At 60.9% G+C, this 25,873-nt stretch carries 21 protein-coding genes, 1 tRNA gene and 1 pseudogene; 11 read left to right on the forward strand and 12 right to left on the reverse strand.

Annotation, left to right across the window (positions count from 1 at the left end; translation table 11 throughout):
- Positions 1–17 precede the first annotated feature (17 nt).
- From FHX03_RS17855 to FHX03_RS17880, 6 genes and pseudogenes are all read left to right on the forward strand, one after another.
- Positions 18–94 (forward strand) — tRNA-Met (locus tag FHX03_RS17855).
- A 265-nt stretch (positions 95–359) separates the two neighbouring features.
- Entirely contained in the window at positions 360–2,888 is a 2,529-nt protein-coding gene (locus FHX03_RS17860; RefSeq protein ID WP_183854817.1) for a methyl-accepting chemotaxis protein, read from the forward strand.
- A 47-nt stretch (positions 2,889–2,935) separates the two neighbouring features.
- A pseudogene (locus FHX03_RS17865) lies at positions 2,936–3,160 on the forward strand (transposase domain-containing protein); the annotation flags it as partial.
- A gap of 366 nt (positions 3,161–3,526) precedes the next feature.
- The gene (locus FHX03_RS17870; protein WP_183782480.1) at positions 3,527–4,318 is read left to right on the forward strand and encodes a hypothetical protein; all 792 of its coding nucleotides are present in this window, start codon (positions 3,527–3,529) and stop codon (positions 4,316–4,318) included.
- A 201-nt stretch (positions 4,319–4,519) separates the two neighbouring features.
- A complete protein-coding gene (locus FHX03_RS17875) occupies positions 4,520–5,308 on the forward strand; it encodes a DUF2092 domain-containing protein (RefSeq protein WP_097630013.1) in 789 nt (262 codons plus the stop codon).
- The gene (locus FHX03_RS17880) at positions 5,305–5,634 is read left to right on the forward strand and encodes a hypothetical protein (RefSeq protein WP_097630008.1); all 330 of its coding nucleotides are present in this window, start codon (positions 5,305–5,307) and stop codon (positions 5,632–5,634) included. The genes FHX03_RS17875 and FHX03_RS17880 overlap by 4 nt, the downstream gene beginning before the upstream one ends.
- A 14-nt stretch (positions 5,635–5,648) precedes the next feature.
- Here the strand turns inward: FHX03_RS17880 and FHX03_RS17885 are convergent, their stop codons facing one another.
- From FHX03_RS17885 to FHX03_RS17930, 10 genes are all read right to left on the reverse strand, one after another.
- On the reverse strand, positions 5,649–8,831 hold the full coding sequence (locus FHX03_RS17885) for an efflux RND transporter permease subunit (RefSeq protein ID WP_183854819.1): 3,183 nt from the start codon (positions 8,829–8,831) through the stop codon (positions 5,649–5,651).
- A gap of 41 nt (positions 8,832–8,872) precedes the next feature.
- Entirely contained in the window at positions 8,873–10,069 is a 1,197-nt protein-coding gene (locus tag FHX03_RS17890; RefSeq protein WP_097630006.1) for an efflux RND transporter periplasmic adaptor subunit, read from the reverse strand.
- Between the two features lie 175 nt (positions 10,070–10,244).
- On the reverse strand, positions 10,245–11,009 hold the full coding sequence (locus FHX03_RS17895; protein WP_179867211.1) for a DUF4239 domain-containing protein: 765 nt from the start codon (positions 11,007–11,009) through the stop codon (positions 10,245–10,247).
- 131 nt (positions 11,010–11,140) lie between these two features.
- A complete protein-coding gene (locus tag FHX03_RS17900) occupies positions 11,141–12,274 on the reverse strand; it encodes a calcium:proton antiporter (protein WP_183854821.1) in 1,134 nt (377 codons plus the stop codon).
- A 144-nt stretch (positions 12,275–12,418) separates the two neighbouring features.
- On the reverse strand, positions 12,419–13,126 hold the full coding sequence (locus tag FHX03_RS17905) for an SDR family NAD(P)-dependent oxidoreductase (protein WP_183854823.1): 708 nt from the start codon (positions 13,124–13,126) through the stop codon (positions 12,419–12,421).
- Between the two features lie 158 nt (positions 13,127–13,284).
- The gene (locus tag FHX03_RS17910; RefSeq protein ID WP_097630004.1) at positions 13,285–13,635 is read right to left on the reverse strand and encodes a ribbon-helix-helix domain-containing protein; all 351 of its coding nucleotides are present in this window, start codon (positions 13,633–13,635) and stop codon (positions 13,285–13,287) included.
- Positions 13,636–13,658: 23 nt separating this feature from the next.
- Positions 13,659–14,255 (reverse strand): DJ-1/PfpI family protein, encoded by a 597-nt coding sequence (locus tag FHX03_RS17915; protein ID WP_131711864.1) that lies wholly within the window; start codon positions 14,253–14,255, stop codon positions 13,659–13,661.
- Between the two features lie 139 nt (positions 14,256–14,394).
- Positions 14,395–14,787: a DUF779 domain-containing protein gene (locus tag FHX03_RS17920; RefSeq protein ID WP_097630002.1), complete on the reverse strand. Its 393-nt coding sequence runs from the start codon at positions 14,785–14,787 to the stop codon at positions 14,395–14,397.
- Positions 14,788–14,989: 202 nt separating this feature from the next.
- Positions 14,990–16,498 carry an aldehyde dehydrogenase gene (gene adh / locus FHX03_RS17925; protein WP_097630001.1) on the reverse strand — a complete coding sequence of 503 codons (1,509 nt, stop codon included), beginning with the start codon at positions 16,496–16,498 and terminating at the stop codon, positions 14,990–14,992.
- A gap of 169 nt (positions 16,499–16,667) precedes the next feature.
- Entirely contained in the window at positions 16,668–17,627 is a 960-nt protein-coding gene (locus FHX03_RS17930) for a helix-turn-helix domain-containing protein (RefSeq protein WP_097630000.1), read from the reverse strand.
- 211 nt (positions 17,628–17,838) lie between these two features.
- On the opposite strand from FHX03_RS17930, the gene msrB reads away from it, so the two are divergent.
- Positions 17,839–18,321 carry a peptide-methionine (R)-S-oxide reductase MsrB gene (gene msrB / locus FHX03_RS17935; RefSeq protein WP_097629999.1) on the forward strand — a complete coding sequence of 161 codons (483 nt, stop codon included), beginning with the start codon at positions 17,839–17,841 and terminating at the stop codon, positions 18,319–18,321.
- 47 nt (positions 18,322–18,368) lie between these two features.
- Here the strand turns inward: msrB and FHX03_RS17940 are convergent, their stop codons facing one another.
- The gene (locus FHX03_RS17940; protein ID WP_183854825.1) at positions 18,369–19,577 is read right to left on the reverse strand and encodes a TIGR03862 family flavoprotein; all 1,209 of its coding nucleotides are present in this window, start codon (positions 19,575–19,577) and stop codon (positions 18,369–18,371) included.
- A 67-nt stretch (positions 19,578–19,644) separates the two neighbouring features.
- Positions 19,645–20,067 carry a MerR family transcriptional regulator gene (locus tag FHX03_RS17945; RefSeq protein WP_012559073.1) on the reverse strand — a complete coding sequence of 141 codons (423 nt, stop codon included), beginning with the start codon at positions 20,065–20,067 and terminating at the stop codon, positions 19,645–19,647.
- A gap of 71 nt (positions 20,068–20,138) precedes the next feature.
- Here FHX03_RS17945 and FHX03_RS17950 point away from each other — a divergent pair, with 71 nt between their 5' ends.
- From FHX03_RS17950 to nrdE, 4 genes are all read left to right on the forward strand, one after another.
- Positions 20,139–22,433, forward strand: coding sequence for a heavy metal translocating P-type ATPase (locus tag FHX03_RS17950; RefSeq protein WP_183854827.1), 2,295 nt, complete (start codon positions 20,139–20,141; stop codon positions 22,431–22,433).
- A gap of 549 nt (positions 22,434–22,982) precedes the next feature.
- Positions 22,983–23,204, forward strand: a complete 222-nt coding sequence (gene nrdH, locus FHX03_RS17955) for a glutaredoxin-like protein NrdH (protein ID WP_010068756.1) — start codon at positions 22,983–22,985, stop codon at positions 23,202–23,204.
- 16 nt (positions 23,205–23,220) lie between these two features.
- Complete coding sequence (gene nrdI / locus FHX03_RS17960) at positions 23,221–23,625, forward strand: class Ib ribonucleoside-diphosphate reductase assembly flavoprotein NrdI (protein ID WP_183782465.1); 405 nt, start codon at positions 23,221–23,223, stop codon at positions 23,623–23,625.
- Complete coding sequence (nrdE, locus tag FHX03_RS17965) at positions 23,604–25,808, forward strand: class 1b ribonucleoside-diphosphate reductase subunit alpha (protein WP_183854829.1); 2,205 nt, start codon at positions 23,604–23,606, stop codon at positions 25,806–25,808. Before nrdI ends, nrdE begins: the two co-directional genes overlap by 22 nt.
- Positions 25,809–25,873: the final 65 nt, after the last annotated feature.

Raw genomic sequence — 25,873 nt, forward strand, 5'->3', positions numbered from 1 at the left:
AATCAGACTTGCCATGGCGCGGGGTGGAGCAGCCCGGTAGCTCGTCAGGCTCATAACCTGAAGGCCGCAGGTTCAAATCCTGCCCCCGCAACCAATCCCTTCCCTTCGATACTCCAAAGCCCCTCTCATGCAGGGGCTTTTTTGCGTTTCCGGACCTGGGGCGAGGAGTTAACACCTCAGCAGGGGGCCGCAACAAGGCCAAGCGACAATGAATAGCCGATCCGCCTACACCGCTTCGAGTGTCTGAACCACGTCCTCGCCGCGACAGATGAGGCGTGCATAACCCTCGGATCAACCCATTTATCGGTTCTTAAGCAAAAAATGACAGCTTAGCTCCAATCGGTGGTGGGGATGCAGTCGTGGTAAATGGTTTGATGTCGCGGGTTCGCATTCAGACGAAAGTGCTCGTACTTTTGGCGCCATTCGTCATTAGCCTATGCGCAGTGGGACTGACCGGGTACTACGCGTCCAGCCTTCTCGAGGGACGGATGGAGATCTCCAACCATGTTTTGCAGTCCCTGAACGGGTTCAAACATGTTTCTTCCAGCATGACCGGCTTTCTGATGAAGCCGTCGCAGGAAGCCCGTGATACCGCGCTTACGGACGCCCGAGAGCAACTGGCAAACCTGAAGCAGACGATCAAGAGGCTAAGGCCGACGACCGATGTGGGGCTTCTTGACCGGGCGCTTGATCAGTCGCAAATCATCCCGCAAAAGATCGAAGCGATCTGGCAAATCGAAACGGGACAGCAGAAAATTCTCAGTGATGTGGACGCTGCTTCCGCGGCACTTCTTGACCTGCAAGGGCAGGTTGGCAAGCGCTCGTTCATGCTGATGGCCAGTGCAAAAAAGATGGAAAATGCTAACAAGAGCGGCCTGAGCAATTCCGTCTCCATCAGCGCCGCCGCCAGTGTCGCGACAAAACTTCGCAATGACTATACGAATGCGACGACGCCGGCTGATAAAGTTAGCCTGCTAGCCAAATATGCGTCCGAATTGCTAAAGGCAAAGGAGCAGCTTTCGTCTGCTGTCGCGACCGACAAACAAGCCCTTGCCGCGCAGTATGCCGCTGCAGTGGATGCCATCGCCAACGCTTCGAAAGTGCCGCCTGACACGTTGGATGTCCCAGCAACGGATACCGCCGTCGCCAATCTTGCTGCAACTGGCGACAGTCTCAAGACGATTGGCGACGATCTGATGCGGACCTCCGTGCTTGCGCTTGCCGCGTCGGACAAGGATATCTCGCAGGCGACGAATGTCGGCAACGCGCTGCGCGCCATCGTTAACAGCAATAACGAGATTCGCGTCGGCTTCGCCGAACTCGCCGGCAATCCAGACGATGCGCGAGTGAAGAAAGTCCAGCAGTCGATCTACATGTATCAGACCGAGCTCGGCCGTCTCGCCGGCGTGGTGAACGATGATCCCGTCTTTGGCGAAATTCCGAAGAAGGCTCAGCCCGTCCTCGATCTGCTCGCGGCGAACGCGGCAGCGCTCTCCGAAGGTGCGGCGCGCAAGCTGGCTGAGTTCGACAGCGCTGCGGGGCAGATCGATAACACCTGGAACCTGCTTGCTCAATTCGCCGAGACGCAGAGGCAAAATGCTGGGCAGGATCGTCAACAGGCCAATAGGATATCTGGCGGCGCCATTGTCATCGGCATCCTGATTGCTATGACCGCGGGTGCCGCGCTGGTCGTCACCCTGAAGGGACCGATCACCCAGATTACCGCAGCGATGCGCAAGATCGCAGAGGGAAGGCTCGATACCACAATCACCGGCGAGGCACGAGGCGACGAAATCGGGGAAATGGCCCGTGCGCTTTCCGTCTTCAAACAAAATGCGCTATCGAACGTCGAAATGGAACACCAGGCCGAGATCGCTCGTAGCGATGCGGAATCTGAGCGCGCCCGCAACGAACTCGAGCGACGCAGCGCCAAGGCCCAGGTTGACGCCGTAATCGAGGCGCTTGCAGAGGGTCTCACGCGGCTGTCGCGCGGGGAGTTGAATTTTTCGATCGATACGCCCTTTGCCTCCGAACTCGACCGGATCCGCACCGATTTCAACATGTCGATCGCGGGTCTCAGGGAAACGCTCTGCGATATCCGCGAGACGTCTTCCCTCATCAGCGACAATGGCCGCCAGATGGCGGAAGCCGTTGATGACCTGGCCAGCCGAACGGAAAAGCAGGCGGCCGCACTTGAGGAAACCGCAGCGGCTGTGGAGGAGATTTCTTCTGCCGTCAACACCTCTTCAGGGCGGGCGGCAGCAGCGCTTGCACTTGTGCAACGCGCCAAACAGGGTGCAGACGCCTCCGCTTCAGTTGTCCAAAACGCGGTCTCGGCCATGGGACGAATTGAGGACGCCTCCGGCAAGATCGTTCAGATTGTCAGCGCCATCGACTCTATCGCCTTCCAGACCAACCTTTTGGCCTTAAACGCGGGAGTCGAAGCCGCAAGAGCGGGTGAGGCCGGCAAGGGCTTCGCTGTCGTGGCGCAGGAAGTGCGGGAGCTGGCGCAGCGATCGGCGCGCGCGGCCAAGGAAATCGGCGAACTCATCAACAATTCCGTCCGCGAGGTTGCGTCCGGCTCCGAGTTCGTCGGCCGTACCGGCGATGCGCTGATAGAGATTTCCAGCGAGATCGTCCACATTGTCGGGCATATCGAGCTTATGGCCTCGTCAAGCCGCGACCAGGCAACGACACTGCATTCGATCAACGCATCGGTAAACGATATTGACCGTATGACGCAGCAAAATGCGGCGATGGTGGAAGAGACGAATGCTGCCACCCGACAGCTGTCGTCCGAGGCGCTTGCACTTACCGACATGATTGCACGCTTTCGGCTGGAAGGCCCCAAGAACTCGGCTTCAAGAGGTTACGAGGCTGCGGCATGACGGCTGGATGTATTCGCGGGAGCCTGTTAACTCGCGTAGAGATACATGGCTGCGCTCTCGGCAGAAAGTCATGGCTGTTCGCCGGCGACCGTGGTGCCGATCTCGCTGCCTTCATGGCCAGGCTAACCATCAGCGCCAAGCTTAGTGATATCGATCCGCAGGCCTGGCTTGCCGACGTGCTTGCCCGCATCGCCGACACCCCGATCACTAGGTTTGGGCAACTGCTGCTGTGGAACTGGCGGTGGCCGAGCCTGCAAGGCCAAGCAGCCTAACTTGCGGCCCTCAGCGAATGATTACCCTGTCAGAGGCCTGCAAGGAGGCAAAGCCGACGAAGAGAGACAGACTACTAAATCCTGCCCCCAGCAACCAATCTTTCCCAATTGCCAATACGCAAAAACCCGCCCAGCGGCGGGTTTTTGCGTATTGGGTAAGGCAACACGTTATTTCGACGAGTTGCGGGCTGCTTTCAAGCGACGACTAGATAGTTGCTAAATGGATAATATTCTAATATACCTAGATTAGGCGCATCTTATATTTTACGGTAGAGAAAAACGTCCGTCCATTCGGCGGCGCCTATTATTCTATTCAGAGGGAAGTTCGATTTGATGAAGTAGATCAGGGATTTATAGGGGGGAATTATGATAAAATGGGGGCCTTCTCTACTCACGTCTCCGCATCGGAGGCATCGTCTTCTATCGGCAATCTCCGCGTTGTCTGCGTTCAGTGCACTGGTATTCTTCGCAGGGTTTGCGTCAGCGCAAGCGCCGACCGAGGAGCAGCGCGATGCGATCAAGGCAGAGTGCCGCTCCGATTTCATGGCGAAATGTTCGGGGGTGACGCCAGGAGGGATCGAGGCGCTCACCTGCCTGCAGCAGCATAGCGCTACGCTTTCGGAAGGCTGCCGGAAAGCGGTGTCGGCGGTGAACGTCAAGCCCAAGTCGACATCTGCGGAACCTGCGCCGGCGGCACCTGCAAATACCGCGACGGCCACCCCGGCGCCTGCAACCGCCACCCCGGCGCACCAGCCGACTCTGGCGCAGCGCAATGCGGTCAAATCGGCCTGTCAGCGCGATTTCATGGCGCAATGTTCCGGTGTCACGCCGGGCGGTGCGGCGGCCCTCAGCTGCTTGCAACAGCATAATGCCGCTTTATCGGCGCCATGTCAGCAAGCCGTTGCGGCATTGGGGGGATCGGGGGCGCCTACGGCTGGGGATGCGGCTGCCACCGGCGCGATCACGCCGGCCCCTCGGGCAATGCCAGCCTTCTCCCCGCGTGAGGAAGTGATGATCCTGCGGGAAACCTGCGGAGCAGACTTCCGGGCCTTGTGCCGCATGGTGCCTTTAGGGGGAGGGCGGGGCATTGCCTGCCTGCGCGACAATCTGCAGCGCGTATCACCAGCGTGCCATCGCGTGCTGACTTCGGGATTGTAGCGCCCGTTCGAGCCTTGCTCTCAGAAAGAGGTCGTCGCGCTCCAGCGAAAAATTTGGTGCGCGATCCTGCGAAGGCCGGCAAGCGCCCGTTTGCCCGCCTGCATTGCATCTCTCACATGTCATGTCCGGCTGCGGAAGATTCGGCAGTCGACCATTCGCAATTCGATGAAATCAATGACGACACGAACGAAAGGCATTGCCATGTCATCGACTTTCTCTTTCCCGCGATTGAAGCGGATCCTCCTCTATGCCTCACTTGCCGCCAGCCTCGCACCGCCGACGAGCGCGTGGGCGGATGATGCGAAGGCTCTCCTGAAGACGATGTCCGATTTTCTAACGGCGCAGAAGACGATCTCCTTCACATACCAATCGTCGCTCGAAGCAGTGACGCCCGCCTTCGAGAAACTCCAGTTCGTCAGTTCGGGCACAGCCAACCTGACTCGTCCCGACAAGCTGCGCGTCACGAGGACCGGCGGCTTTGCTGACCTCGACGTGAGTTTCGACGGTTCGTCGCTGACGGTTCATGGCAAGAACCTCGACGCCTATGCCAAGATCGATGGCAAAGGTTCGCTCGATGATCTGATCGACAGGCTGATGACCGCAGGCGTCGAAGCGCCGGGCGCCGATCTTTTATCCTCCAATGTCTATGACGAACTCATGTCCGATGTGACGGAGGCCAAGCATATTTCCAGCGCGTTCGTGGATGGGGTCGAATGCGAATATCTGGCCTTCCGGACGCCTGAGATCGATTGGCAGATCTGGATACAGAGCGGCCCGCAACCGATACCCCGCCGTTACGTCATCACCAGCAAACACGTCGTCCAGGCGCCGCAATACACGCTCGAAATCAGCGATTTCAAAAGCGGAGCGGATGTCGCGGCCGTTTCCTACACGATTGAGGTTCCAGCCAGCGCAAAGACGGTCGATCTTAGTGAGCTGCAGTCGCTCGACGAGCTGCCTGAGGCTGCCGATATGGGAGAGGTAAAATGACCTATAGGAAGCTGTTCTTCGCCCTCGGCCTTGCCGGCGTTCTGACATTCACCGGCTTTCACATCGAGGAGCAGGGATCCATGTCGCTGTCGATCGGCTTTGCCACACCGGCGGGTGCAGTCATTGGCAGGCCGCTGACGCCGCTCTCCTATGCTGGTGTGGCCCGCCGGACGACGCGGCGGGTCGTCACACGCACGACGACAACCATCGCCGTGCTTCCGGCGGGTTGCCGCTATGGTCCCTATTACGGCGGCTATTATTATCGCTGCGGCGGTTATTATTACGCCAAGAGCGGCAACGTCTATGTGCAGGTGATCGTACAATAATTGCTGCGATCGCCTCACCCGACGTTCGATATCTCCGCTTCCTCCACGCTCGCGGCCGTGTTTGCGGGCGCTCTGCGCCGCTTCCAGTATTCCTCGAGGCGCTGCAGCAGCACGTAGAACGAGGGAACGAAGAGGATGGCGAGGCAGGTCGAGGCGATCATGCCGCTGAAGACCGATATGCCGATCGATTTGCGCGCTGATGCGCCGGCGCCCGTCGCCAGCACAAGCGGCAGCACACCGAGGATAAAGGCGAAGGATGTCATCAGGATCGGCCGGAAACGCAGGCGGGCGGCCTCGACGGCCGCGTCGAGGATTTCCATACCTTCCGCCCGTTTTTCCCGAGCATATTCGACAATGAGAATGGCATTCTTGGCTGCCAGCGCAATCAACAGGATAAGGCCGATCTGCGTATAGAGATTATTGGCCACACCCGCCGCCATCAGTGCCGCCACCGTGCCGAGCAGGGCGAGCGGCACGGCCAGGATGACCGCCAGCGGCAGGATCCAGCTTTCATATTGGCCGGCGAGCACGAAATAGACGAGCAGTATGGCGAGCGCGAAGATGAAGTAGATCTGCCCGCCGACAGCCTTCTCCTGATAGGAGAGCGCCGTCCATTCGAAACCGGTTCCCGTCGGCAATGTATGATCGGCGATCTGCTCCATGACCTCGAGCGACTGGCCGGAGCTGAAACCGGCGGCCGGTCCACCGACGATCGTGGCGGTGGGATAGAGATTGTAGAGGCTGATCAGCGAGGGACCTTGCGTCGAGGTGACATCGACGACCGTGCCGAGCGGCACCATCGTCCCGTCGCCGGCCTTGACCTTCAGATTGCGGATATCGTCAGGGCTGACACGGAAATCGGAAGCGGCTTGCGCATAGACCTGGAAGGTGCGGCCGAATTTGTTGAACTGGGTGACATAGCTCGATCCGACATAGCCGGAGAGAGCGGAGAAGACCTGGCCCACGGTAATGCCCAGCGTTTCCGCCTTGATGCGATCGACCGAGACCGCAAGCTGCGGCACGTTCGAACGGAAAGGCGTGCTTAACCTCTGCAACGATGATTGGGCATTGCCGTTCCTGACAATCGTGTCGGCAAGCGATTGCAGCAGCGGATAGTCGGCTACGCCATTGCGGAGCTCGACCTGCATGGTAAAGCCGTTGGCATTGCCGACGCCCTGGATCGGCGGCGGCACGACCACCAGCGTTTTGGCGCTCAGCACATGCTGCAGTGCCTCGTTCAAATGCTGGTAGATCGACAACAGGTCCTGTCCCTTCTGCTTGCCGCGCTCGTCCCAATCTTTCAGAACGACATAGGCGACGCCGGCATTCTGCAGGCTGGCACTGTTGTCGAGAACGGAAAGGCCGCTGATGGTCAGCACCTGATCGACGCCAGGCGTGGCTTCGGCGATCTTGCCGACCTCTTCCATGACGACATCGGTGCGTTCCTTCGAGGCGCCATCGGGCAGTTGCGCACTGATCAGCACGTAGCCTTGATCCTCGACAGGCAGGAAGGCGGTCGGCAGACGGGAGAGCCCCCAGACGGCGACGCCGATCAGCGCGAGCGCTGCGATGGCCATGATACCGCTGTGACGGGTCATCGATCCGATCAGCCCGGCATAATGCCGTTCTCCCCAATCATAGCCCTTGTTGAAGCCGCGATAGAGGGCGTTACGTTTCTCCGGCGGAACCGGCGGGCGCAGCCAAAGAGCGCATTGTGTCGGTTTCAGCGTGACGGCGTTGACGGCGCTGATCAGCGCGGTCGCGGCAATGACGAGGGCGAACTGCCGATAGAGCTGGCCGGTCAGGCCAGGCAGGAAGGCGGCTGGAATGAAAACGGCCATCAGTACCAGCGTGATGCCGATGACCGGACCAAGCAATTCCTCCATCGCCTTTTCGGCGGCCTTTCGGCCTGACATTCCGGCCTCGATGTGCCGTGCCACACCTTCGACGATGACGATGGCATCATCGACGACAATGCCGATGGCAAGAACGATGGCAAACAGCGTCGACAGGTTGACGGTGAAGCCCAAGGCCGCCATGGCCGCGAAGGCGCCGATGATGGTGACCGGAACGGTGGTCGCCGGCACGAGCATCGCCCGCCAATCCTGCAGGAAGGCCAGAATGACGATGAGAACGAGAACCCCGGCCTCGATCAGGGTGACGTAAACCTCGTCGATGGAGGCCTCGACGAATTTCGTCGTGTCGAACGGCAGATGATATTCGAGGCCAGGCGGGAAGCTCTTCGAGAGCGCATCCATCTTTGCGCGCACCGCCTGCGCCACGGCAATGGCGTTCGCTTCCGGCAATTGGAAAATGCCGATGCCGGCCGCCGGCCGGCCGTTCTGCATGAAGGATTGGCTGTAAGTCTGGGCGCCGAGCTCGACGCGGCCGATATCGCGGACGCGCGTGATGCGGCCGCCCTGTCCGCTTTCGACCTTGACGACGATATTCTCGTAGTCGGCGGCCTCGTTCAGCCGGCCATTCACATTCAGCGTGTATTGAAAGATCTGCCCTTTCGGCACCGGCGGAATGCCGATCTGGCCGGCGGCGACCTCCTGGCTCTGCTGCTGCACGACACTGACAACATCCTGCGGCGTCAGGCCGCGCGCCTGCAGCAGGTTCGGATCCATCCAGATCCGCATGGCATATTGGCCGGCGCCGAACACCGTCACATTGCCGACGCCCGGCAGGCGGGCGAGTTCGTTCTGCAGATTGATGACCGCGTAGTTCGACAGGAACAGGCTGTCATAGCGGCTGTCTGATGAGGTCAGGCTAACGAAGCCGAGGATCGCCGTCGATTTTTTCTGCGTCGTCACGCCTTGAAGCTGCACCGCTTCGGGAAGCGAAGACATTGCGATCGCCACGCGGTTCTGTACCAGAACCTGGGCCTGATCTGGATCCGTTCCAATGGCAAAGGTGACGATCAGCGAATAGGTGCCGTCGCTGGCGCTGGTCGACTGCATATAGAGCATATTCTGCACGCCGTTGACCTGCTGCTCGATCGGCAACGCGACCGTGTCGACGAGGGTCTGCGCGCTGGCGCCGGGAAAGCGTGTCGTCACCTGCACCGTCGGCGGGACGACATTCGGATATTGCGCCACCGGCAGCTGGTAGAGCGCGACCGCGCCGACGAGCACGAAGACCAATGCCAGGACGTTGGCGAGTACCGGTCGCTCAATGAAGAAACGCGAGATCATGCTGTTGTCCTCAGACGTTCAGATGAAGCGTGGTGGCGAATTCATTGCGTGATGGAGTTGGCCTTGGCATCACCGGCGGCATTGGCCGTCGGGTTCATTTCGATTTTCTCGGGCGTGACCTTGCTGCCGGGAATGGCCTGCTGGATCCCTTGAGTCACCACCCAGTCGGCCGGATCGAGGCCGGATTGAATGACCCGGAGCGCACCTTCACGCTGGCCGGTCTTGACCTGCTTCTGCTCGACGACGTCGTCTTTGCCGAGAACGAGCACGTAGCTGCCGAGCTGGTTCGTTCCGATCGTATCGTCGCGCACCAGCAGAGCCTTGTCGTTGTGGCCGACCGGCACCCGAACGCGCACGAAGAGGCCGGGCAGCATGGCGTGATCCTTGTTGTCGAACAGGGCCCGGACCTGGAGCGTGCCTGTGGAGGCGTCGAGCTGAGGCGATACGTAGTCGAGATGCCCCTTGTGCGGGTAACCTTCCTCCGTCTGCAGACCGATTTCCGCCGGTATGCTCGGGAGGTCCGTCTGCCTGAAGGTATGTCCCTGCTTTGCCAGGGTTTCCTTGATCATCAGCACCTGCGTTTCGCTGACGTTGAAATAGGCATACAGCGGATCGGTCTGGACGATGCTGGCGAGTTTGGTGGGGCCGGACACGCCGACCAGCGTGCCGATATCGACGAGATGATCGGTGACGATGCCGTCGAAAGGAGCGAGCACCTCGGTATAGCCGAGATTGATCGTCGCGAGTTCGACATTGGCTTGGGCGTTGAGGATGGAAGCATTCGCCTCGTCGAGGGTCGCCTTGGCGCTGTCGACTGCGGTCTGGGTGGTGACCTGTTGCTTCATGAGATTGAGCTGCCGGTCATATTCCTGCTTTGCGCCGACCTGGGAGGCCTGCTGCGAGGCGAGCGATGCCTTTGCCTGATCCAATTGCGCCTGATAGGTGTCGCGCTCGATGCCGAAAAGCTTGGCGCCCTTCTTCACCATCATGCCATCTTGGTAGTCGATGGACTGGATATAGCCCTGGACGCGCGCCTCGATATCGACGGCATTGAGTGGGGCCGTATTGCCGGTGAGTTCGAAATAGAGCGTCACCGGCTGCTGGACCGGCTGTGCGACCCGAACCGGAGGTGGCGGCGGAGGAACATAGGTGTTGCCGCTTTCCTCGCAGCCGGCAAGAATTGTTATGCCGGCGAGCACCGCCAAGAGGTGCAGACCCTGATCCAATCTCACACGCATTGCCGCCGCCCCGATGTTTACGAGCCCCAGTCTTCATGCGTGCCTCGGCGGAGACGACCCTTCTCCGAAAAGTTCCGGGCATGCGATATTATGTCGCGGCATTGATGCAAATTGCAATAGCTGCCGATCCACAATTGAATTCAGTCGGAGTTCGCCGTTTGCGGGCACAAAGTGGCTAAGGTTTTCCGAGCCGCTCGATGGCCGACTGCAAGGGTGCATCCGAAACATGGATCAGCCCGACATAGGGATTGGCCATATCCGTCACCAAAAAGATCGCACCCGCGACGGACAGGGCGCAAACGAGCAGAATTGACAGCACCGTCGGGTTGGCTGGCGCCTGCAGCCCGAAGGTCGCAAATAGCAGCGAGAGCCAGCAGACGAGAACGGCGAGGAAGGCCCAGGGCAAACCCTCTTTGCCGGATTCGACCAGCAGCCAGTGGGTCTCGGCCACCATCCCGCTCACATCCAGCGCCCGTGTTTGAAGACTACGCTGTACGGCATCCCTCGGCGAGAGGGATCGAAGATCGCCCTGAACCGCCTCGATATCCTGATATTCCCCGAGCGCCTTGCCGGACGCATCGTCGGTGGTCTCGGCAGACCAGCCACGGCTCAGCCGTTTCTCGATCAACTCATGCAGCAACTGCCGTGCCTTGTCGGTTTCCGGCCCATATTGCGCCATGACGCGATCAAGCAGGAGCACCCGCGCCGCCGCCGTTCTCATTTCCACTTCGGCATTGTCGTATGTCGTCTTGGCGGATGCAATCAAAAGGCCGAGCGCCAGGGCCGACAGCGTTCCCACCACCGCGGTCGCCAGCCTGATGACATCCTTGGATTCGGCATTGAGGTGGTGATCCGGCAAGCGGTTGCGCATCACCAATCCTATCGATGTTGCCGCCGATAGAAAAACAAAGACTAACCCGCCAAGCAAGAGTGAGTTCAAGTTCCGCTCCCCATCACGTCAACCCTGTAAGCACCGCGAGGCTTGCAAGTGGCGCGATCGTTACTGTCACCATAGCGGAAGACAGGCATAGCGTGGAGATTTTTACTTTCTTATTCTCGCATGGGTGGACGTCACTGCTGGAAAATGAGCAGCACGTAGGCCAGGAAAAGCACCAGATGGACCGCACCTTGCATCAGATGCGTGCGGCCACTGGCAAAGGTAATGATGCTGACCGCAAGCGTGAGCAGGAGCATCACCAGATCTCCGTGCTCCAGGCCGAGCGTCACGCTGTGTCCGTAGAGCTGGCTAACAACAAGCATCGCCGGCACCGTTAGCCCGATCGTCGACAATACCGAACCAAGGAAAATGTTGACGGAGCGCTGAAGATTGTTGGCGATAGACGCGCGCACGGCGCTGATTGCCTCAGGTGTCGCGACAAGAATAGCCATCACCACACCGCCAAATGCGGTTGGAGCATGCAGGGTTTCGATAATGTAATCGATCGGCCGCGCGAGCTGTTCGACCAGGAAGACGACGGGAGCCATATAGGTGACAAGCAGAACGGCATGCGGCCAGACCGGCCCACGGCCAACGACATGTTCGCTGCGAGGCGCCTGACGGTTGCTGTCATCCGCGAAATAGTCCCGATGGCGGCCGGCCTGAAGAGACAGGAACGTGGCATAGAGGCCGACCGATATGATGCCCAGTATCAGTTGTCTCGGTGCCGATGGATGCTGTCCGTCCGGGCCTGCGAGAAATGTCGGCATGACCAGGCTCAGGGTCGCCAGCGGTACGATTACCCCGAGATAGGCGTTGGCGCCCTGCAGGTTATGCTGCTGTTCCGGCCGCCGCCACGCGCCGAGCAGCAGCGACAGACCGACCATGCCGTTCAGAATGATCATGACGACGGCAAACAGCGTGTCGCGCGCAAGCGTGGGGTTGTTTTCGCCGTGAAGCATGACAGCCGATATTGCCATCACCTCGATCGAGGTGATGGCAAGGGTTAGAATAAGCGTGCCGTAAGGCTCCTTCAGCCGCTCCGCCAGGTGGTCTGCGTGCCGCACGACCGACAGAGCGGAGCCGAGCACGACGGCAAACAGCCACCCGAAAACGACGGTGAACCAAAGCGGATCGGAAAGCTGCCCGAAGAGCTGCTCCTGGAAAGCAAGAAATGCGAAGCTCGTCGCAACGCTGACGCCGAGGAACCATTCCTCGCGCAGCAGGCTGGTAGCGCCGACGGCGCGCAATGCGGGACCCTCCGTCATCGAAACCACCCGCCTTCTGGCAAATACCGCCGCAATGCGATCATCAACACCATCGCGCCCCGCCCGCTGTCTCGCATCATATGAAGGGGAATCGTACCTCAAGCCGAGCGGCATGCAACCGTCTAAAGCGGAATAGCCCTGGCCTTATTCGCGGCCGGTCGCAGGGATTGCCGCGCCGGTGACGACGGCTGCGGCCGGCGAGATCAGGAAGGCGATGAGGCGGGCGATCGATTGCGGCGTGACCCAGCCGTCCGTTTTCGCATTGGGCATGGCGGCGCGGTTCTCAGGCGTGTCGATCGTTCCGGGCAGGATACAGTTGGCGGTGATGCGGTCGTCGCGGCATTCGGCAGCGAGCGCTTCCGTCAGTCGGATGACGGCGGCTTTCGAGGCAGCGTAAGCGGCTTGATTGGGGCCAGCCTTCAGGCCGGGTGCGGCGGCGACATGAACGATGCGGCCATAGCCTGATGCCTTCATCGTTGGGAGAACCGCGGCGCTGATCGTCAGCGCGGTCCGGGCGTTCGCGTTCATCATCGTCTCCCATTGGGCAGGCGCATCCGGCCCGACCGGCCCCATCTGGAAGGCGCCGACCGTGTTGACCAGGGCACCGACACCGCCAAAACGCTTGACGGCCCGGGCGACGGCTGCGGCGCAGGAGGCATAATCGGTGAGATCCGTTCCGGCGATCGACAGAAACTCGACGGAGGCGGGAAGATCGCCGGCCAAGGCTTCCAGCTCCTGGCTCGACCGGTTCATGCAGACGAGTTTGGCTCCGCCGGCAGCAAGCTCGCGGACAACGGCGCTGCCGAGGTTTCCGCCGGCGCCTGTGACGATGACGGCTTTCTGGTCGTTCATGGCAATCATCTCCTGGCGGGCTTTGGTGGCGCGCATTGTTGATCCAGGCTGCGCCGCAGCGCAAGCCCACGCATCCGCGTCCAGGTCGAAGATCTTGCGGAACTGCCCTTTTCAGGCAGTTCCGCCGTCATTGCTCAACAGTTTCGTCGGACCCGCCGTCAGTGATATTTCGTCCGTTCGCGATCGAGGATATCGGGCGCGTCAAGGCCGGAAATCGGGCGGGTGACATCGGCCGGGATGTCGCCGGTGAGCTGCAGGTCGAGATAGCGGGCGCAGCAGACGCGTAGGAAGGAGGTGAAGTTTCCAAGATCATGGCCGGCATCGATCGATTCATGATGCAGCCGGGTGATCAGCTGGACGACATTCATGCCGTCGCGCCGGGCGACTTCCTCAAGCTTCGACCAGAAGAAGTTCTCCAGCCTGACGCTGGTGACCATACCGTCGATGCGCAGCGACCGAGTGGTGCTTTCCCAGAGCCGCGCATCCGCCTTGATGAACAATTCGCACATGTCATCCTCCCGGTGCCGCCTCCTCAGGCGGCGTTGGTTTCGAGCAACGCTGCCGCATCGAGCACGGCCATGAACTGGCGCAGCCACGACGGATGTGCCGGCCAGGCCGGCGCCGTTACCAGGTTACCATCCGAGACCGCATCGGTGATCGAGATATCGGCATAGGTGCCGCCGGCAAGCTCGACTTCCGGCCGGCAGGCGGGATAGGCCGAGCAGGTGCGGCCCTTCAAGACACCTGCGGCAGCGAGCAGCTGCGCGCCATGGCAGATGGCGGCAACGGGTTTTCCGGCATCGAAGAAGTGCCGGACCGCTTTGATAACGTCTGCATTGAGGCGCAGATATTCCGGCGCACGGCCGCCGGGGATGACGAGGGCGTCGTAATCTTCGGGGCGCACGCTATCGAAAGTGGCGTTCAGTGCGAAATTATGACCGCGTTTTTCGGAATAGGTCTGGTCGCCTTCGAAATCATGAATAGCGGTGGCCACCGTCTCGCCCGCGTTCTTTCCGGGGCAGACGGCGTCGACCGTGTAGCCGCAGGCAAGCAGCGTCTGGAACGGCACCATGGTTTCGTAGTCTTCGGTGAAATCACCCGTGATCATTAGGATTTTTGAAGCTGGCATCGTATCCTCCTTTGAAACCAACCGCCGGAGATTAACAAAGAGCGGCGGGCAGAAGGTACTATGGGAATACTACAGCCGAAATTCCCTGAGAGTTAGAATAACATGATGCCGAAAAACCGCGCACAGTTTTCGGCATGCTCTACACCGCCTTGACTGTCACATCCGGGACGGCGCAGGCCTCGCCGCCGGCGAAGAGGCGGGAGCGGGTGAGGAAGCGTTTCTCGCGGCCGTTATCGAGCGAGAACATGCCGCCGCGGCCCGGAACGACATCGATGATGAGCTGCGTATGTTTCCAGGCTTCGAACTGGCTGGCGCTGATATAGACCGGCACGCCGCCGATCTCGCCGAGTTTGACGTCGCTGTCGCCGACCATGAATTCATTGGCGGGATAACACATCGGCGAGGAGCCGTCGCAACAGCCGCCGGACTGGTGGAAGAGGATATCGGGATGATCGTGCTTGATCTCAGCAATCAGGTCAAGAGCTGCGTCGGTCGCGAGAACTCGCGGATCGCCGTTGACGGTGGCTTCCATCGGTCTTCCTCCAAAGTTTTGGGAGAGATGCCCCTCCCCAACCCCTCCCCACAAAGGGGAGGGGCTAAGCTGCCGCTTTGGCTCGCAGAACAACAAGCCGGATGCATGTGCTGCGCTCAACAGTGAATACGGCGAGAGCCGCACGTTAAGTCCCTTCCCCTTGTGGGGAGGGGTTGGGAGGGTTTTACGCCCTCACCACGCCTCAGAAGAAGCCGAGCGCCTTCGGGCTGTAGCTCACCAGCATGTTTTTAGTTTGCTGGTAATGCTCGAGCATCATCTTGTGGGTTTCGCGGCCGATGCCCGACTGTTTGTAACCGCCGAAGGCGGCATGGGCGGGGTAGGCGTGGTAGCAGTTGGTCCAGACGCGGCCGGCCTGGATCTCGCGGCCGAACCGATAGCAGCGATTGGCGTCGCGGCTCCAGACGCCGGCGCCGAGGCCGTAAAGCGTGTCGTTGGCGATTTCGAGCGCTTCCTTTTCGTCCTTGAAGGTCGTGACCGAGACAACCGGCCCGAAAATTTCCTCCTGGAACACACGCATCTTGTTGTGGCCCTTGAAGATCGTCGGCTTGACGTAATAGCCGTTCGCCAGATCGCCGCCGAGATCGTTGCGCGTGCCGCCGGCCAGCACCTCCGCACCTTCCTGCTTGCCGATGTCGAGATAGGCAAGGATCTTTTCCAGCTGCTCGGTCGAGGCCTGGGCGCCGATCATCGTCGCGCTGTCGAGCGGATTGCCCTGCTTGATCGCCTCGACGCGCTTGACGGCCTTTTCCATGAAGCGGTCGTAGATCGATTCCTGGACGAGGGCGCGGCTGGGGCAGGTGCAGACTTCGCCCTGGTTGAGAGCGAACATCGCAAAGCCTTCGAGCGCCTTGTCGAGGAAGTCGTCGTCCTCGGCCATCACATCGGCGAAGAAGATGTTCGGCGATTTGCCGCCGAGCTCCAGCGTCACCGGAATGAGGTTCTGGCTGGCATATTGCATGATCAGCCGGCCGGTCGTCGTCTCGCCGGTGAAGGCGATCTTGGCGATGCGGGCGCTGGTCGCCAGCGGCTTGCCGGCCTCGATGCCAAAACCGTTGACGATATTGAGCACACCGGGCGGCAGCAGATCGCCGACCAATTCGGCCCAGAGCAGGATCGAGGCGGGGGTCTGTTCGGCAGGCTTCAAGACGACGCAGTTGCCGGCGGCAAGCGCCGGAGCAAGTTTCCACGTGGCCATCAGGATCGGGAAGTTCCAGGGAATGATCTGGCCGACGACGCCGAGCGGTTCGTGGAAGTGATACGCGACGGTATCGTGGTCGATCTCGCCGATCGAGCCTTCCTGGGCGCGGATGCAGGAAGCGAAATAGCGGAAGTGGTCGATCGCCAGCGGAATGTCTGCCGCCATGGTCTCGCGGATCGGCTTGCCATTGTCCCAGGTCTCGGCCTGGGCGAGCAATTCCAGCTTGTCCTCCATCCGCTGGGCGATCTTCATGAGGATATTGGAGCGCTCGGCAGCCGAGGTGCGGCCCCATTTCTCCTTGGCCGCATGGGCGGCGTCGAGCGCAAGATTGATGTCCTTTTCATCGGAGCGGGGAATGTCGCAGAGCTTGCCGCCGGTGACCGGTGTCAGGTTTTCGAAGTATTTGCCCCCGACAGGCTCGCGCCATTCGCCGCCGATGTAGTTGCCGTATTTCAGCTTGAACGGCGATTCGACGATTTTCTGATGAAGCATGTCATCCTCCCTTGATGGTCCAGGTTCCGAAGCGAACCAGTGGGAGGAAAATGTGCATGTTTTGGCGGGGGGAACAGGGCGGCCTTTCAATACCGCAGCGCACAGTGTCGCACGGATGCGACAGCTCGCGTCACGATCGAAGGCGTCGGTGGAACTTTCGGGCGCCTGGTCAGTGCAGGTCGAACTTCTTCATCTTCCGATGCAAGGTGGCGCGGCTAATGCCGAGGGCGACAGCCGCCTGCGAGACGTTGCCGCTGGTGCGTGACAGCGCCCGCAACAGGGCCGCCTTTTCCGCTTCGACGATCTCCTCCTGCTGCGAGACGCCGGCCTCATGCAGGGCATCGGCCGCCGGAATGCCGGCGGCGATCCGCTTGTCGTCCAGCTGCAGCGCGATGCGAGCAGCGCGCGTTGCTCCCAGCACCAGGTCATGCCGGTCGACGGCAAGCAGGGCGGCGGCGGAATTGACGCCGGCGGGAACCATCAGGAAACGGGCGCTGGGAAAAGCCGAGCGGAAGAGGTTGAGCTCGATGCGCATCGCCGCATCGCGCACGGTCTGCGTCAGGATGGTCAGCGTCATCTCGTTGACGTCTTCGCGGCAGGTAGAAATATCGAGGGCTGCGGCCACCCGGCCACGGTGATCGCGGATCGGTGCTGTGGTGCAGCTGAGGCTGGTATTGGCGCAGAAGAAATGCTGGTCGCGGAAGATGGCGACGGCACGCTCGTCGGCAAGCGCGGTGCCGATGCCGTTGGTTCCGATGCTCGCCTCGGTCCAGACCGAGCCGGTCCACAGGCCGAGTTCTTGGAACTCCTTGTCGTCGCCGGCAGCACCCCGACGCTCCAATGCAATGCCGTTCCTGTCGGTCAGAAGCAGGCAGCAGCCGGCCCTGCCGACGGTGGTGAAGAGACGATCGAGCTCTTCGGTCGCGCTGGCGATCAGCTGACCGGACTGTTCTCGGGCACGCCGGAATTCCTCATCGGTAACGCGCAGTGGCGCCCGTTCGTCTTCCGGAGCGAGCTGATGCATGGTCATGCATCGCCGCCAAGAGGCGACAACGGGAGAACTGGCTGCGGCGGAATCGCGCTGGGCAGAGGTGTAGACATGCTCGGCGTGTGCTGAGTGTTCGTGCATCGGCTCCTCCCACGGAACTTGAGCATAGTCTGAGGGAAAAGCGGTCGGTTTGCAATCGGCCGGTCCTAGACGGCCGGCGGCGTGCGGGTTTTTCAGACGAAGGCGGCAGAAATCACATTTCAGTGTTCGAACGCAGAGAGTGTAACAAAAGACCGCTCTCGCCCGTAGTTCTGTGCAGAAACAGCTTTTGCAGGGCGAGGAGATCCCGACCATGTTAAACAGACGATTGTTGCTGATGGGTGCCGCTTTCGGCGGGCTTGCGGTTCGTTTGGGGGCCGGCAAGGCGATCGCTGGCGAGACCTTTGCGGTGACGCACACAGAGGATGAATGGCGCAAGCTGCTGACGCCGGATCAATTTGTCATCCTGCGTCAGGCGGGGACGGAAAATCCCTTCACCAGCGCCCTGCTGCATGAGGAGCGAAAGGGCACCTTCGCCTGTGCCGGCTGCGACCAAAAGCTCTTTTCCTCGGCGACCAAATTCGACAGCGGAACCGGCTGGCCGAGCTTTTGGGCACCGCTCGACCATGCTGTCGGAACCACAAACGACACCACTTTCGGGATGGCGCGCACGGCCGTCCATTGTAGTCGCTGTGGCGGCCATCTGGGCCACGTCTTCGATGATGGTCCGAAGCCAACCGGACTTCGCTACTGCATGAATGGCCTTGTCATGACGTTTCATCCAGCCTCGGCCTGATTCAGGGAAGGTCTTGTTTTCCGCTGAGTACCTGCGAGCGCCGGGGCCTATCTGTGCAGCCAGGCCTCGATGCCGCGCGCAGCGGCCCGGCCGGTCGCCAGGCAGGCAGTGAGGAGATAGCCGCCGGTCGGCGCCTCCCAGTCGAGCATTTCGCCGGCGACGAAGGTGCCTGGCAGCGCCTTCAACATGAAGCCGCCGTCGATGCCGCTCCAGCGGATGCCGCCGGCCGAGGAGATCGCCTCGGCGATCGGCCTCGTCTCGAGAACCGGGACTGGTAGGGCCTTGATCAGGCCGGCGAGACGTCCGGGATCGGTTCGATCGCGCTCGGGAGCGAGTTCCCGCAGCAATGCCGCCTTGACGCCGTCGAGGCCGGCACCTTTGCGCAGGCGGTTCGAGAAGCTCGATTTGGCGTCCTGCCGCGTGAGGTCGCGGTGCAGCCTTTCGACTGTCCGGCCGGGGGCGAGGTCGAGCGTCAGGGCGGCGCTGCCCCGGTTAAGCAGCCGGTCGCGGAGGCTCGCCGCATGAGCGTAGACCAGACTGCCCTCGATACCGCCTGCGGTGATGACGAATTCGCCAGGAAAGGTTCCGGCTTCGGAGGTGGCGACGACCGACTTCACCGGCTCGCCGGCGAAACGCTCGCGGAAGTTTTGGCTCCAGCCGACGACGAAACCGCAATTGGCGGGCTGGAAGGCGTCGATCTCGACACCCTTTTCCGATAACCACGGCAGCCAGCGCGCATCGGAGCCGAGGCGGGGCCAACTTGCGCCGCCGAGTGCCAGCAGGGCGGCGTCGCACTGGACGATACTGCGTCCTTCCGGCGTTTCGAAAACATAGCCCTCATCGGCAAAACCGATCCAGCGATGGCGGGTGCGGAGCGTTGTGCCCTGCGCCTCCAATCGTCTGAGCCAGGCGCGCAGCAAGGGAGAGGCTTTCATTACCTTCGGGAACACTCGACCGGACGAACCAATGAAGGTCTCCGTCCCGAGCCCTGCCGCCCAATCCCTGATATCGCCAGGGGTAAAGGCATCCAGAGCCGGCCGCAGCCGGGAAGAAGCGGCGCCGAAGCGCGTGGCGAAACGGGCATAATCCTCGGAATGGGTAATGTTCAGTCCCGACTTGCCGGCCAGCAGAAACTTGCGGGCGAAGGTTGGCATGGCGTCGTAGACCGTCACCGCATGGCCGGAGAGCGACAGCAGTTCGGCGGCCGCCAGTCCCGCCGGGCCGCCGCCGATGATGGCCATTCGCTTCTGGTCCATGGATGTCTTTGCCCGATTCTTTCTGGTGCCGTTTTGGCGCGGCTGCGCCTTGCCCGCAAGGGCGGGTTCAGTGATGCGAATGCGTGCACTGGCCGTGGTCGGCGAGAACCTCGATGACGCGGCATTGATCGACGCGGCCGTGGCCGCAGCCTTCCACCATGGTTTCCAGCTCGGCCTTCAGCGCCATCAGGCTGCGGATGCGCTGCTCGACCTCGACGAGACGAGCCTTGGCGATAGCATCGGCCGAGGCGCAGGATTGGTGCGGATCATCCTGCAGGGTCAGCAGCGTGCGGATCGCCTCGATCTCGAAGCCGAGTTCGCGGGCATGGCGGATGAAGGCGAGGCGACTGATATCGGCAGGTTCGAAGGAGCGCTGGTTGCCTTCGCTGCGGCTCGGCGCCGCGAGCAGGCCGATGCTCTCGTAATAACGCACCGTCGGCACCTTGACGCCGCTCTGGCGGGCGGCTTCACCGATCGTGATCTTTTTCATGATTTTCCTCTTGCACCTCTAGTCACTAGAGGATGTAGGAGGGATGCTTCTGTTTGACAAGGAAGCGGATCATGGCAGAGAGCGAGACACGATATCGGGTTGGCGGCATGGATTGCGCCTCCTGCGCAACCAAGATCGATACGGCGGTCAGACGCGTGGCGGGTGTCGCCGATGTATCCGTCTCGGTGATGGCGGGCACGATGACTGTCCGGCACGATGGCAGCAGCGATCTCAAGGCGATCGAGAAGAAGGTAACCGGGCTTGGCTATTCCGTCGCGCCGCTTTCCGGAAACGCTGCGCCAGCACATGAACGCGGTCCGCAGCATCGTCACGACCATGGACATGATCACCGCGATCAGGCGGACCATGACCACGAACATGCGGTGCATGATCATGAAGGCCACGATCATGCAGGCCATAGCCATGACCATGCAAGTCATGACCACGACGATCATGGCGAGAAGGAAATCGAGGGGCTGCACGGGCACGACCATGCGCCAATGGCCGGTCCCTGGTGGCAGAGTAAGAAGGGTCGGCTGACCATCCTTTCCGGTGCGGCACTCGTTGTCGCCTACACCGTCGGCCATCTCGTGCCGGCGATTGCATCCTATGCCTTCATCGTTGCCATGCTGATCGGTCTGGTGCCGATCGCGCGGCGTGCCGTCATGGCCGCTTTCTCAGGCACACCGTTTTCGATCGAGATGCTGATGACGATCGCCGCCGTCGGCGCCGTCATCATCAATGCCGGCGAAGAGGCGGCAACCGTTGTGTTCCTGTTCCTCGTTGGCGAGCTGTTGGAAGGGGTGGCAGCGGGCAAGGCGCGCGAAAGCATCCAGTCGCTGACGTCGCTGATGCCGAAGACCGCGTTACTCGAAGACAATGGGCAGACACGGGAGGTGCCAGCGGAAAGCCTTTCGGTCGGCGCCGTCATCATGGTTCGCCCTGGCGACCGGATCTCGGCGGACGGCGTCGTTGTCTCCGGTGAGAGCGCGATCGACGAGGCGCCGGTGACCGGCGAGAGCACGCCGGTGCGCAAGGGTGTGGATGCCGTCGTCTTTGCCGGAACGGTGAACGGCGACGCAGTGCTCAGGGTTCGCGTCACGGCGGCGGCTGCCGACAATACCATCGCCCGCGTCGTCAAGCTGGTGGAAGAGGCGCAGGAATCGAAGGCGCCGACCGAACGTTTCATCGATCGGTTCTCGCGTTACTACACGCCCGGCGTTGTGGTTGTCGCGGGGCTGGTGGCGGTCGTTCCGCCGCTTTTGTTCGACGGTTCGTGGAGCGAATGGGTCTATAAGGGCCTTGCCATTCTGCTGATCGGCTGCCCCTGCGCGCTTGTCATCTCGACGCCGGCGGCGATTGCTGCCTCGCTTTCAGCAGGCGCGCGGCGCGGGCTGCTGATGAAGGGCGGCGCAGTGCTGGAAACGCTCGGCAAGGTGACGATGGTCGCCTTCGACAAGACAGGCACGCTGACGGAAGGCAAACCTCAGGTGACCGATATCGTTTCCTTCGGATTGAGTGAGACGCAGGTCTTGTCGCGAGCGGCAGTGCTGGAGCAGGGCTCCAGCCATCCCTTGGCGCTGGCGATCCTCAACCGCGCCAAGGCGGACGGTGTTCCCGTGCCGCCGGCTTTCGAACTGGAAGCGCTGCCGGGCAAGGGTGTCAGCGGCAAAGTGGGCGGTGAGACGCTCGATCTGCTGTCCCCATCCGCTGCTCGCGAGCGCGGGGCGCTCGATGGGGAAAAGGATGCACGCATTACCGTTCTGAACGACGAGGGCAAGAGCGTGTCGGTGCTGCTTGTCGATGGTGTTGCAGCCGGCCTGATCGCCATGCGCGACGAGCCGCGCGCGGATGCCAAGGCTGGGCTTTCAACGCTCGAATCGGCCGGCGTCAAGGCGATGATGTTGACGGGCGACAACGAGCGGACGGCAGCAGCTGTTGCCAAGATGCTCGGCATCGACTGGCGCGGCGAGATGATGCCTGAGGACAAGCAGCGGGTCGTCGGCGAATTGAAGCGCCAGGGCTTCATCGTCGCCAAGGTCGGCGACGGCATCAACGATGCTCCGGCGCTGGCCGCCGCCGATATCGGCATCGCCATGGGCGGCGGCACCGATGTGGCGCTGGAGACGGCCGATGCCGCCGTGCTGCACGGGCGCGTCGGCGACGTGGCGCGGATGATCGAACTGTCCAAACGGACGATGCGCAACATCCTGCAGAATATCAGCATAGCGCTCGGGCTGAAGGCGGTGTTCCTGGTGACGACGATTGCCGGCATCACCGGGCTCTGGCCGGCGATTCTCGCCGATACCGGTGCGACCGTGCTGGTGACGATCAACGCGCTGAGGTTGTTGCGGGTCAAGGGATAAACTCTCTTCGCAGCGACGATGCGGGCGATCCGGAATCGACAATCGTAGAGCCGGCTATAGGCCGGCTCTCTTCGTTTCGGCCTTCTCGACAGCCTCTTTTCGTTAAGCCTTCGTTGGCGATGTTTTTCACAGGAACGTAGCGATTTCAAACCTGTCGTAACGCAATGCACAAACCATCCGTTGACGTGATTTCGGATTCGCGTACTATATCTAGTGTTCAAGGTTCCTTCAGGCTGGGGCAGGGTGCTTCGACCCGCAAGCCAGGAGACCTGCCTTGAACTAGATGTCCACGGGCGGGGTGTCCGGAAGGTCGCGTGAATGACAGCGGAATGATCCGCGCCTGTTACGCTGCCCCGAACGTCCGCATGAGCACTTCGGGGTTGAAGTCATGTCCAGAATATCAAGGCCGCCGCCCGCGCAAATCCCGAGAGGGATCGTATCAGGCGTTTAAACGCCGACTTTGCCATATCACCAAATGTTGCCCCGGACGCTGCAAGGCGCCCGATCTCAGTCTTGCGTCCTGAATTCTTTGACATCACGAGGAACATGATGAGCGTTACCGTCTACAGCAAACCCGCTTGCGTCCAGTGCACCGCCACCTATCGCGCCCTCGACCGGCTGGGCGTCGATTACGACATCGTCGATATCTCGCAGGATGCCGAAGCGCTCGATCGTGTCCGCAGCCTCGGCTACATGCAGGCGCCGGTCGTGATCGCCGGTGAGCGGCATTGGGCGGGTTTCCGCCCCGATATGATCAGCGCGCTCTCCTGACCCGAGGAAAAAGGCGATGGGGCTGATCGTTTATTATTCCAGCCGCTCCGAGAATACCCATCGCTTCGTCGCCAGGCTCGGACTGCGCGCGGCGCGCATTCCGGCTAGCGGCGCAGAGGCGTTCCCTATTCGCGAACCCTTCGTTCTCATTGTGCCGACCTACAGCGGCGACGGTGGCAAGGGTGCCGTTCCCAAGCAGGTGATCCGTTTCTTGAACGATGCGGAAAACCGAGGACATATCCGCGGCGTGATTGCCGCGGGCAACAGCAATTTCGGCGAGACATACGGGCTCGCCGGCGACGTGATCTCGCAAAAATGCCAGGTGCCTTACCTCTACAGGTTCGAGCTCATGGGCACGGCCGAGGATGTCGCCAACGTCAAACACGGAATGGAACAATTTTGGACACGGGAACAACTCTGACGCGGGATGCGGGCGCAAAACCGCATAACACTTTTGCTCATCCCGCCGGCGAACGCCCTTTGAAAGCGGCGGAGACGCTCGACTATCACGCGCTGAACGCGATGCTGAACCTCTATGACGACGAGGGGAAGATCCAGCTCGACAAGGACCGCATGGCGGCGAAGCAGTATTTTCTGCAGCATGTGAACCAGAACACCGTGTTCTTTCACAATCTGAGGGAAAAGCTCGATTACCTCGTCACCGAGGGTTATTACGAGCAGGAGGTTCTCGACCAGTATTCCTTCAATTTCGTCCGCGACCTGTTCGATCAGGCCTATGCGAGGAAATTCCGTTTTCCGACCTTTCTCGGCGCCTTCAAATATTACACCAGCTATACGCTGAAGACCTTCGACGGAAAGCGCTATCTCGAGCGCTACGAGGACCGCATCTGCATGGTGGCGCTGACCTTGGCGCGGGGTGACGAGGCCCTTGCCCGCGACATGGTCGACGAGATCATTTCCGGCCGTTTCCAGCCGGCAACGCCGACCTTCCTCAATGCCGGCAAGAAGCAGCGTGGCGAACTTGTCTCCTGCTTCCTGCTGCGCGTCGAGGACAATATGGAATCGATCGGCCGCTCGATCAATTCGGCGCTGCAGCTGTCGAAGCGCGGCGGCGGCGTGGCTCTGTCGCTTACGAATATCCGTGAGGCCGGCGCGCCGATCAAGCAGATCGAAAACCAGTCCTCCGGCATCATCCCGGTCATGAAGCTGCTCGAAGACTCGTTCTCCTATGCCAATCAGCTGGGTGCGCGCCAGGGCGCGGGCGCCGTCTATCTCAACGCCCATCACCCCGACATTATGCGCTTCCTCGACACAAAGCGCGAAAATGCCGACGAGAAGATCCGCATCAAGACGCTGTCGCTCGGCGTCGTCGTGCCCGACATCACCTTCGAACTCGCCAAGAACAACGAGGATATGTATCTGTTCTCGCCTTACGACGTGGAGCGCGTTTACGGCGTGCCCTTCACCGAGATTTCGGTGACGGAAAAGTACCGGGAGATGGTGGCGGACGCTCGCATCTCGAAGAAGAAGATCAAGGCGCGTGAATTCTTCCAGGTGATCGCCGAGATCCAGTTCGAGAGCGGTTATCCCTACATCATGTTCGAGGATACGGTGAACCGGGCCAACCCGATCGCCGGGCGCATTTCGATGAGCAATCTCTGCTCCGAGATCCTGCAGGTCAGCGAGGCAAGCGAATACAACGACGACCTCTCTTACAAGCACCTCGGCAAGGATATTTCCTGCAATCTCGGCTCGCTGAATATCGCCGCGGCCATGGATTCCACCGATTTCGGCAAGACGATCGAGACCTCGATCCGGGCGCTGACGGCGGTCTCCGACATGAGCCACATCGCCTCGGTTCCCTCGATCGAAAAGGGCAACGACGAGAGCCATGCGATCGGCCTCGGCCAGATGAACCTGCACGGCTATCTTGCCCGCGAACGCATCTTCTACGGCTCGGAGGAAGGCGTCGATTTCACCAATATCTATTTCTATACGGTGACCTATCACGCGATCCGCGCCTCGAACCTGTTGGCGGTCGAACGGGGCCAGAGCTTCAAGGGCTTCGAAAATTCGAAATATGCCTCCGGTGACTATTTCGACAAATATACCGAGCAGGAATGGAAGCCGGCGACCGGGAAGGTGCAGGCGCTGTTCGACAAATCCGGAATCCATATTCCGACGCAGGAGGATTGGGTGGCGTTGAAGGCGGCGGTCATGACTTCCGGCCTCTATAATCAGAACCTGCAGGCAGTGCCGCCGACGGGCTCGATCTCCTACATCAACCACTCGACCTCCTCGATCCATCCGATCGTCTCGAAGATCGAGATACGCAAGGAAGGCAAGATCGGCCGCGTCTACTATCCGGCGCCGTTCATGACCAACGACAATCTCGATTACTATCAGGACGCCTATGAGATCGGCGCGGAGAAGATCATCGATACCTATGCGGCGGCGACCCAGCATGTCGACCAGGGCCTGTCGCTGACCCTGTTCTTCCGCGACACGGCAACGACGCGCGATATCAACAAGGCGCAGATTTACGCCTGGAAGAAGGGCATCAAGACCATCTACTACATCCGCCTTCGCCAGATGGCGCTGTCCGGCACCGAGGTGCAGGGCTGCGTATCTTGTACGCTTTGATTTTGGGCTGCTGGCCGAGAGTTTCGAGCTTGTAGCCCCCTCCTCTCCCCAGCGGGGAGAGGGCA

This window comes from Rhizobium sp. BK456, from assembly GCF_014194045.1.
Taxonomy (GTDB): Bacteria; Pseudomonadota; Alphaproteobacteria; order Rhizobiales; family Rhizobiaceae; genus Rhizobium; species Rhizobium redzepovicii.

Excerpts from the sequence above, each read along its gene's own strand:
- FHX03_RS17870 (WP_183782480.1), top strand. The coding sequence starts at position 3,527 with ATGATAAAATGGGGGCCTTCTCTACTCACGTCTCCGCATCGGAGGCAT.
- FHX03_RS17875 (WP_097630013.1), top strand. The coding sequence starts at position 4,520 with ATGTCATCGACTTTCTCTTTCCCGCGATTGAAGCGGATCCTCCTCTAT.
- FHX03_RS17880 (WP_097630008.1), top strand. The coding sequence starts at position 5,305 with ATGACCTATAGGAAGCTGTTCTTCGCCCTCGGCCTTGCCGGCGTTCTG.
- FHX03_RS17885 (WP_183854819.1), bottom strand. The coding sequence starts at position 8,831 with ATGATCTCGCGTTTCTTCATTGAGCGACCGGTACTCGCCAACGTCCTG.
- FHX03_RS17890 (WP_097630006.1), bottom strand. The coding sequence starts at position 10,069 with ATGCGTGTGAGATTGGATCAGGGTCTGCACCTCTTGGCGGTGCTCGCC.
- FHX03_RS17900 (WP_183854821.1), bottom strand. The coding sequence starts at position 12,274 with ATGACGGAGGGTCCCGCATTGCGCGCCGTCGGCGCTACCAGCCTGCTG.
- FHX03_RS17905 (WP_183854823.1), bottom strand. The coding sequence starts at position 13,126 with ATGAACGACCAGAAAGCCGTCATCGTCACAGGCGCCGGCGGAAACCTC.
- FHX03_RS17910 (WP_097630004.1), bottom strand. The coding sequence starts at position 13,635 with ATGTGCGAATTGTTCATCAAGGCGGATGCGCGGCTCTGGGAAAGCACC.
- FHX03_RS17915 (WP_131711864.1), bottom strand. The coding sequence starts at position 14,255 with ATGCCAGCTTCAAAAATCCTAATGATCACGGGTGATTTCACCGAAGAC.
- FHX03_RS17920 (WP_097630002.1), bottom strand. The coding sequence starts at position 14,787 with ATGGAAGCCACCGTCAACGGCGATCCGCGAGTTCTCGCGACCGACGCA.
- adh (WP_097630001.1), bottom strand. The coding sequence starts at position 16,498 with ATGCTTCATCAGAAAATCGTCGAATCGCCGTTCAAGCTGAAATACGGC.
- FHX03_RS17930 (WP_097630000.1), bottom strand. The coding sequence starts at position 17,627 with ATGCACGAACACTCAGCACACGCCGAGCATGTCTACACCTCTGCCCAG.
- msrB (WP_097629999.1), top strand. The coding sequence starts at position 17,839 with ATGTTAAACAGACGATTGTTGCTGATGGGTGCCGCTTTCGGCGGGCTT.
- FHX03_RS17940 (WP_183854825.1), bottom strand. The coding sequence starts at position 19,577 with ATGGACCAGAAGCGAATGGCCATCATCGGCGGCGGCCCGGCGGGACTG.
- FHX03_RS17945 (WP_012559073.1), bottom strand. The coding sequence starts at position 20,067 with ATGAAAAAGATCACGATCGGTGAAGCCGCCCGCCAGAGCGGCGTCAAG.
- FHX03_RS17950 (WP_183854827.1), top strand. The coding sequence starts at position 20,139 with ATGGCAGAGAGCGAGACACGATATCGGGTTGGCGGCATGGATTGCGCC.
- nrdH (WP_010068756.1), top strand. The coding sequence starts at position 22,983 with ATGAGCGTTACCGTCTACAGCAAACCCGCTTGCGTCCAGTGCACCGCC.
- nrdI (WP_183782465.1), top strand. The coding sequence starts at position 23,221 with ATGGGGCTGATCGTTTATTATTCCAGCCGCTCCGAGAATACCCATCGC.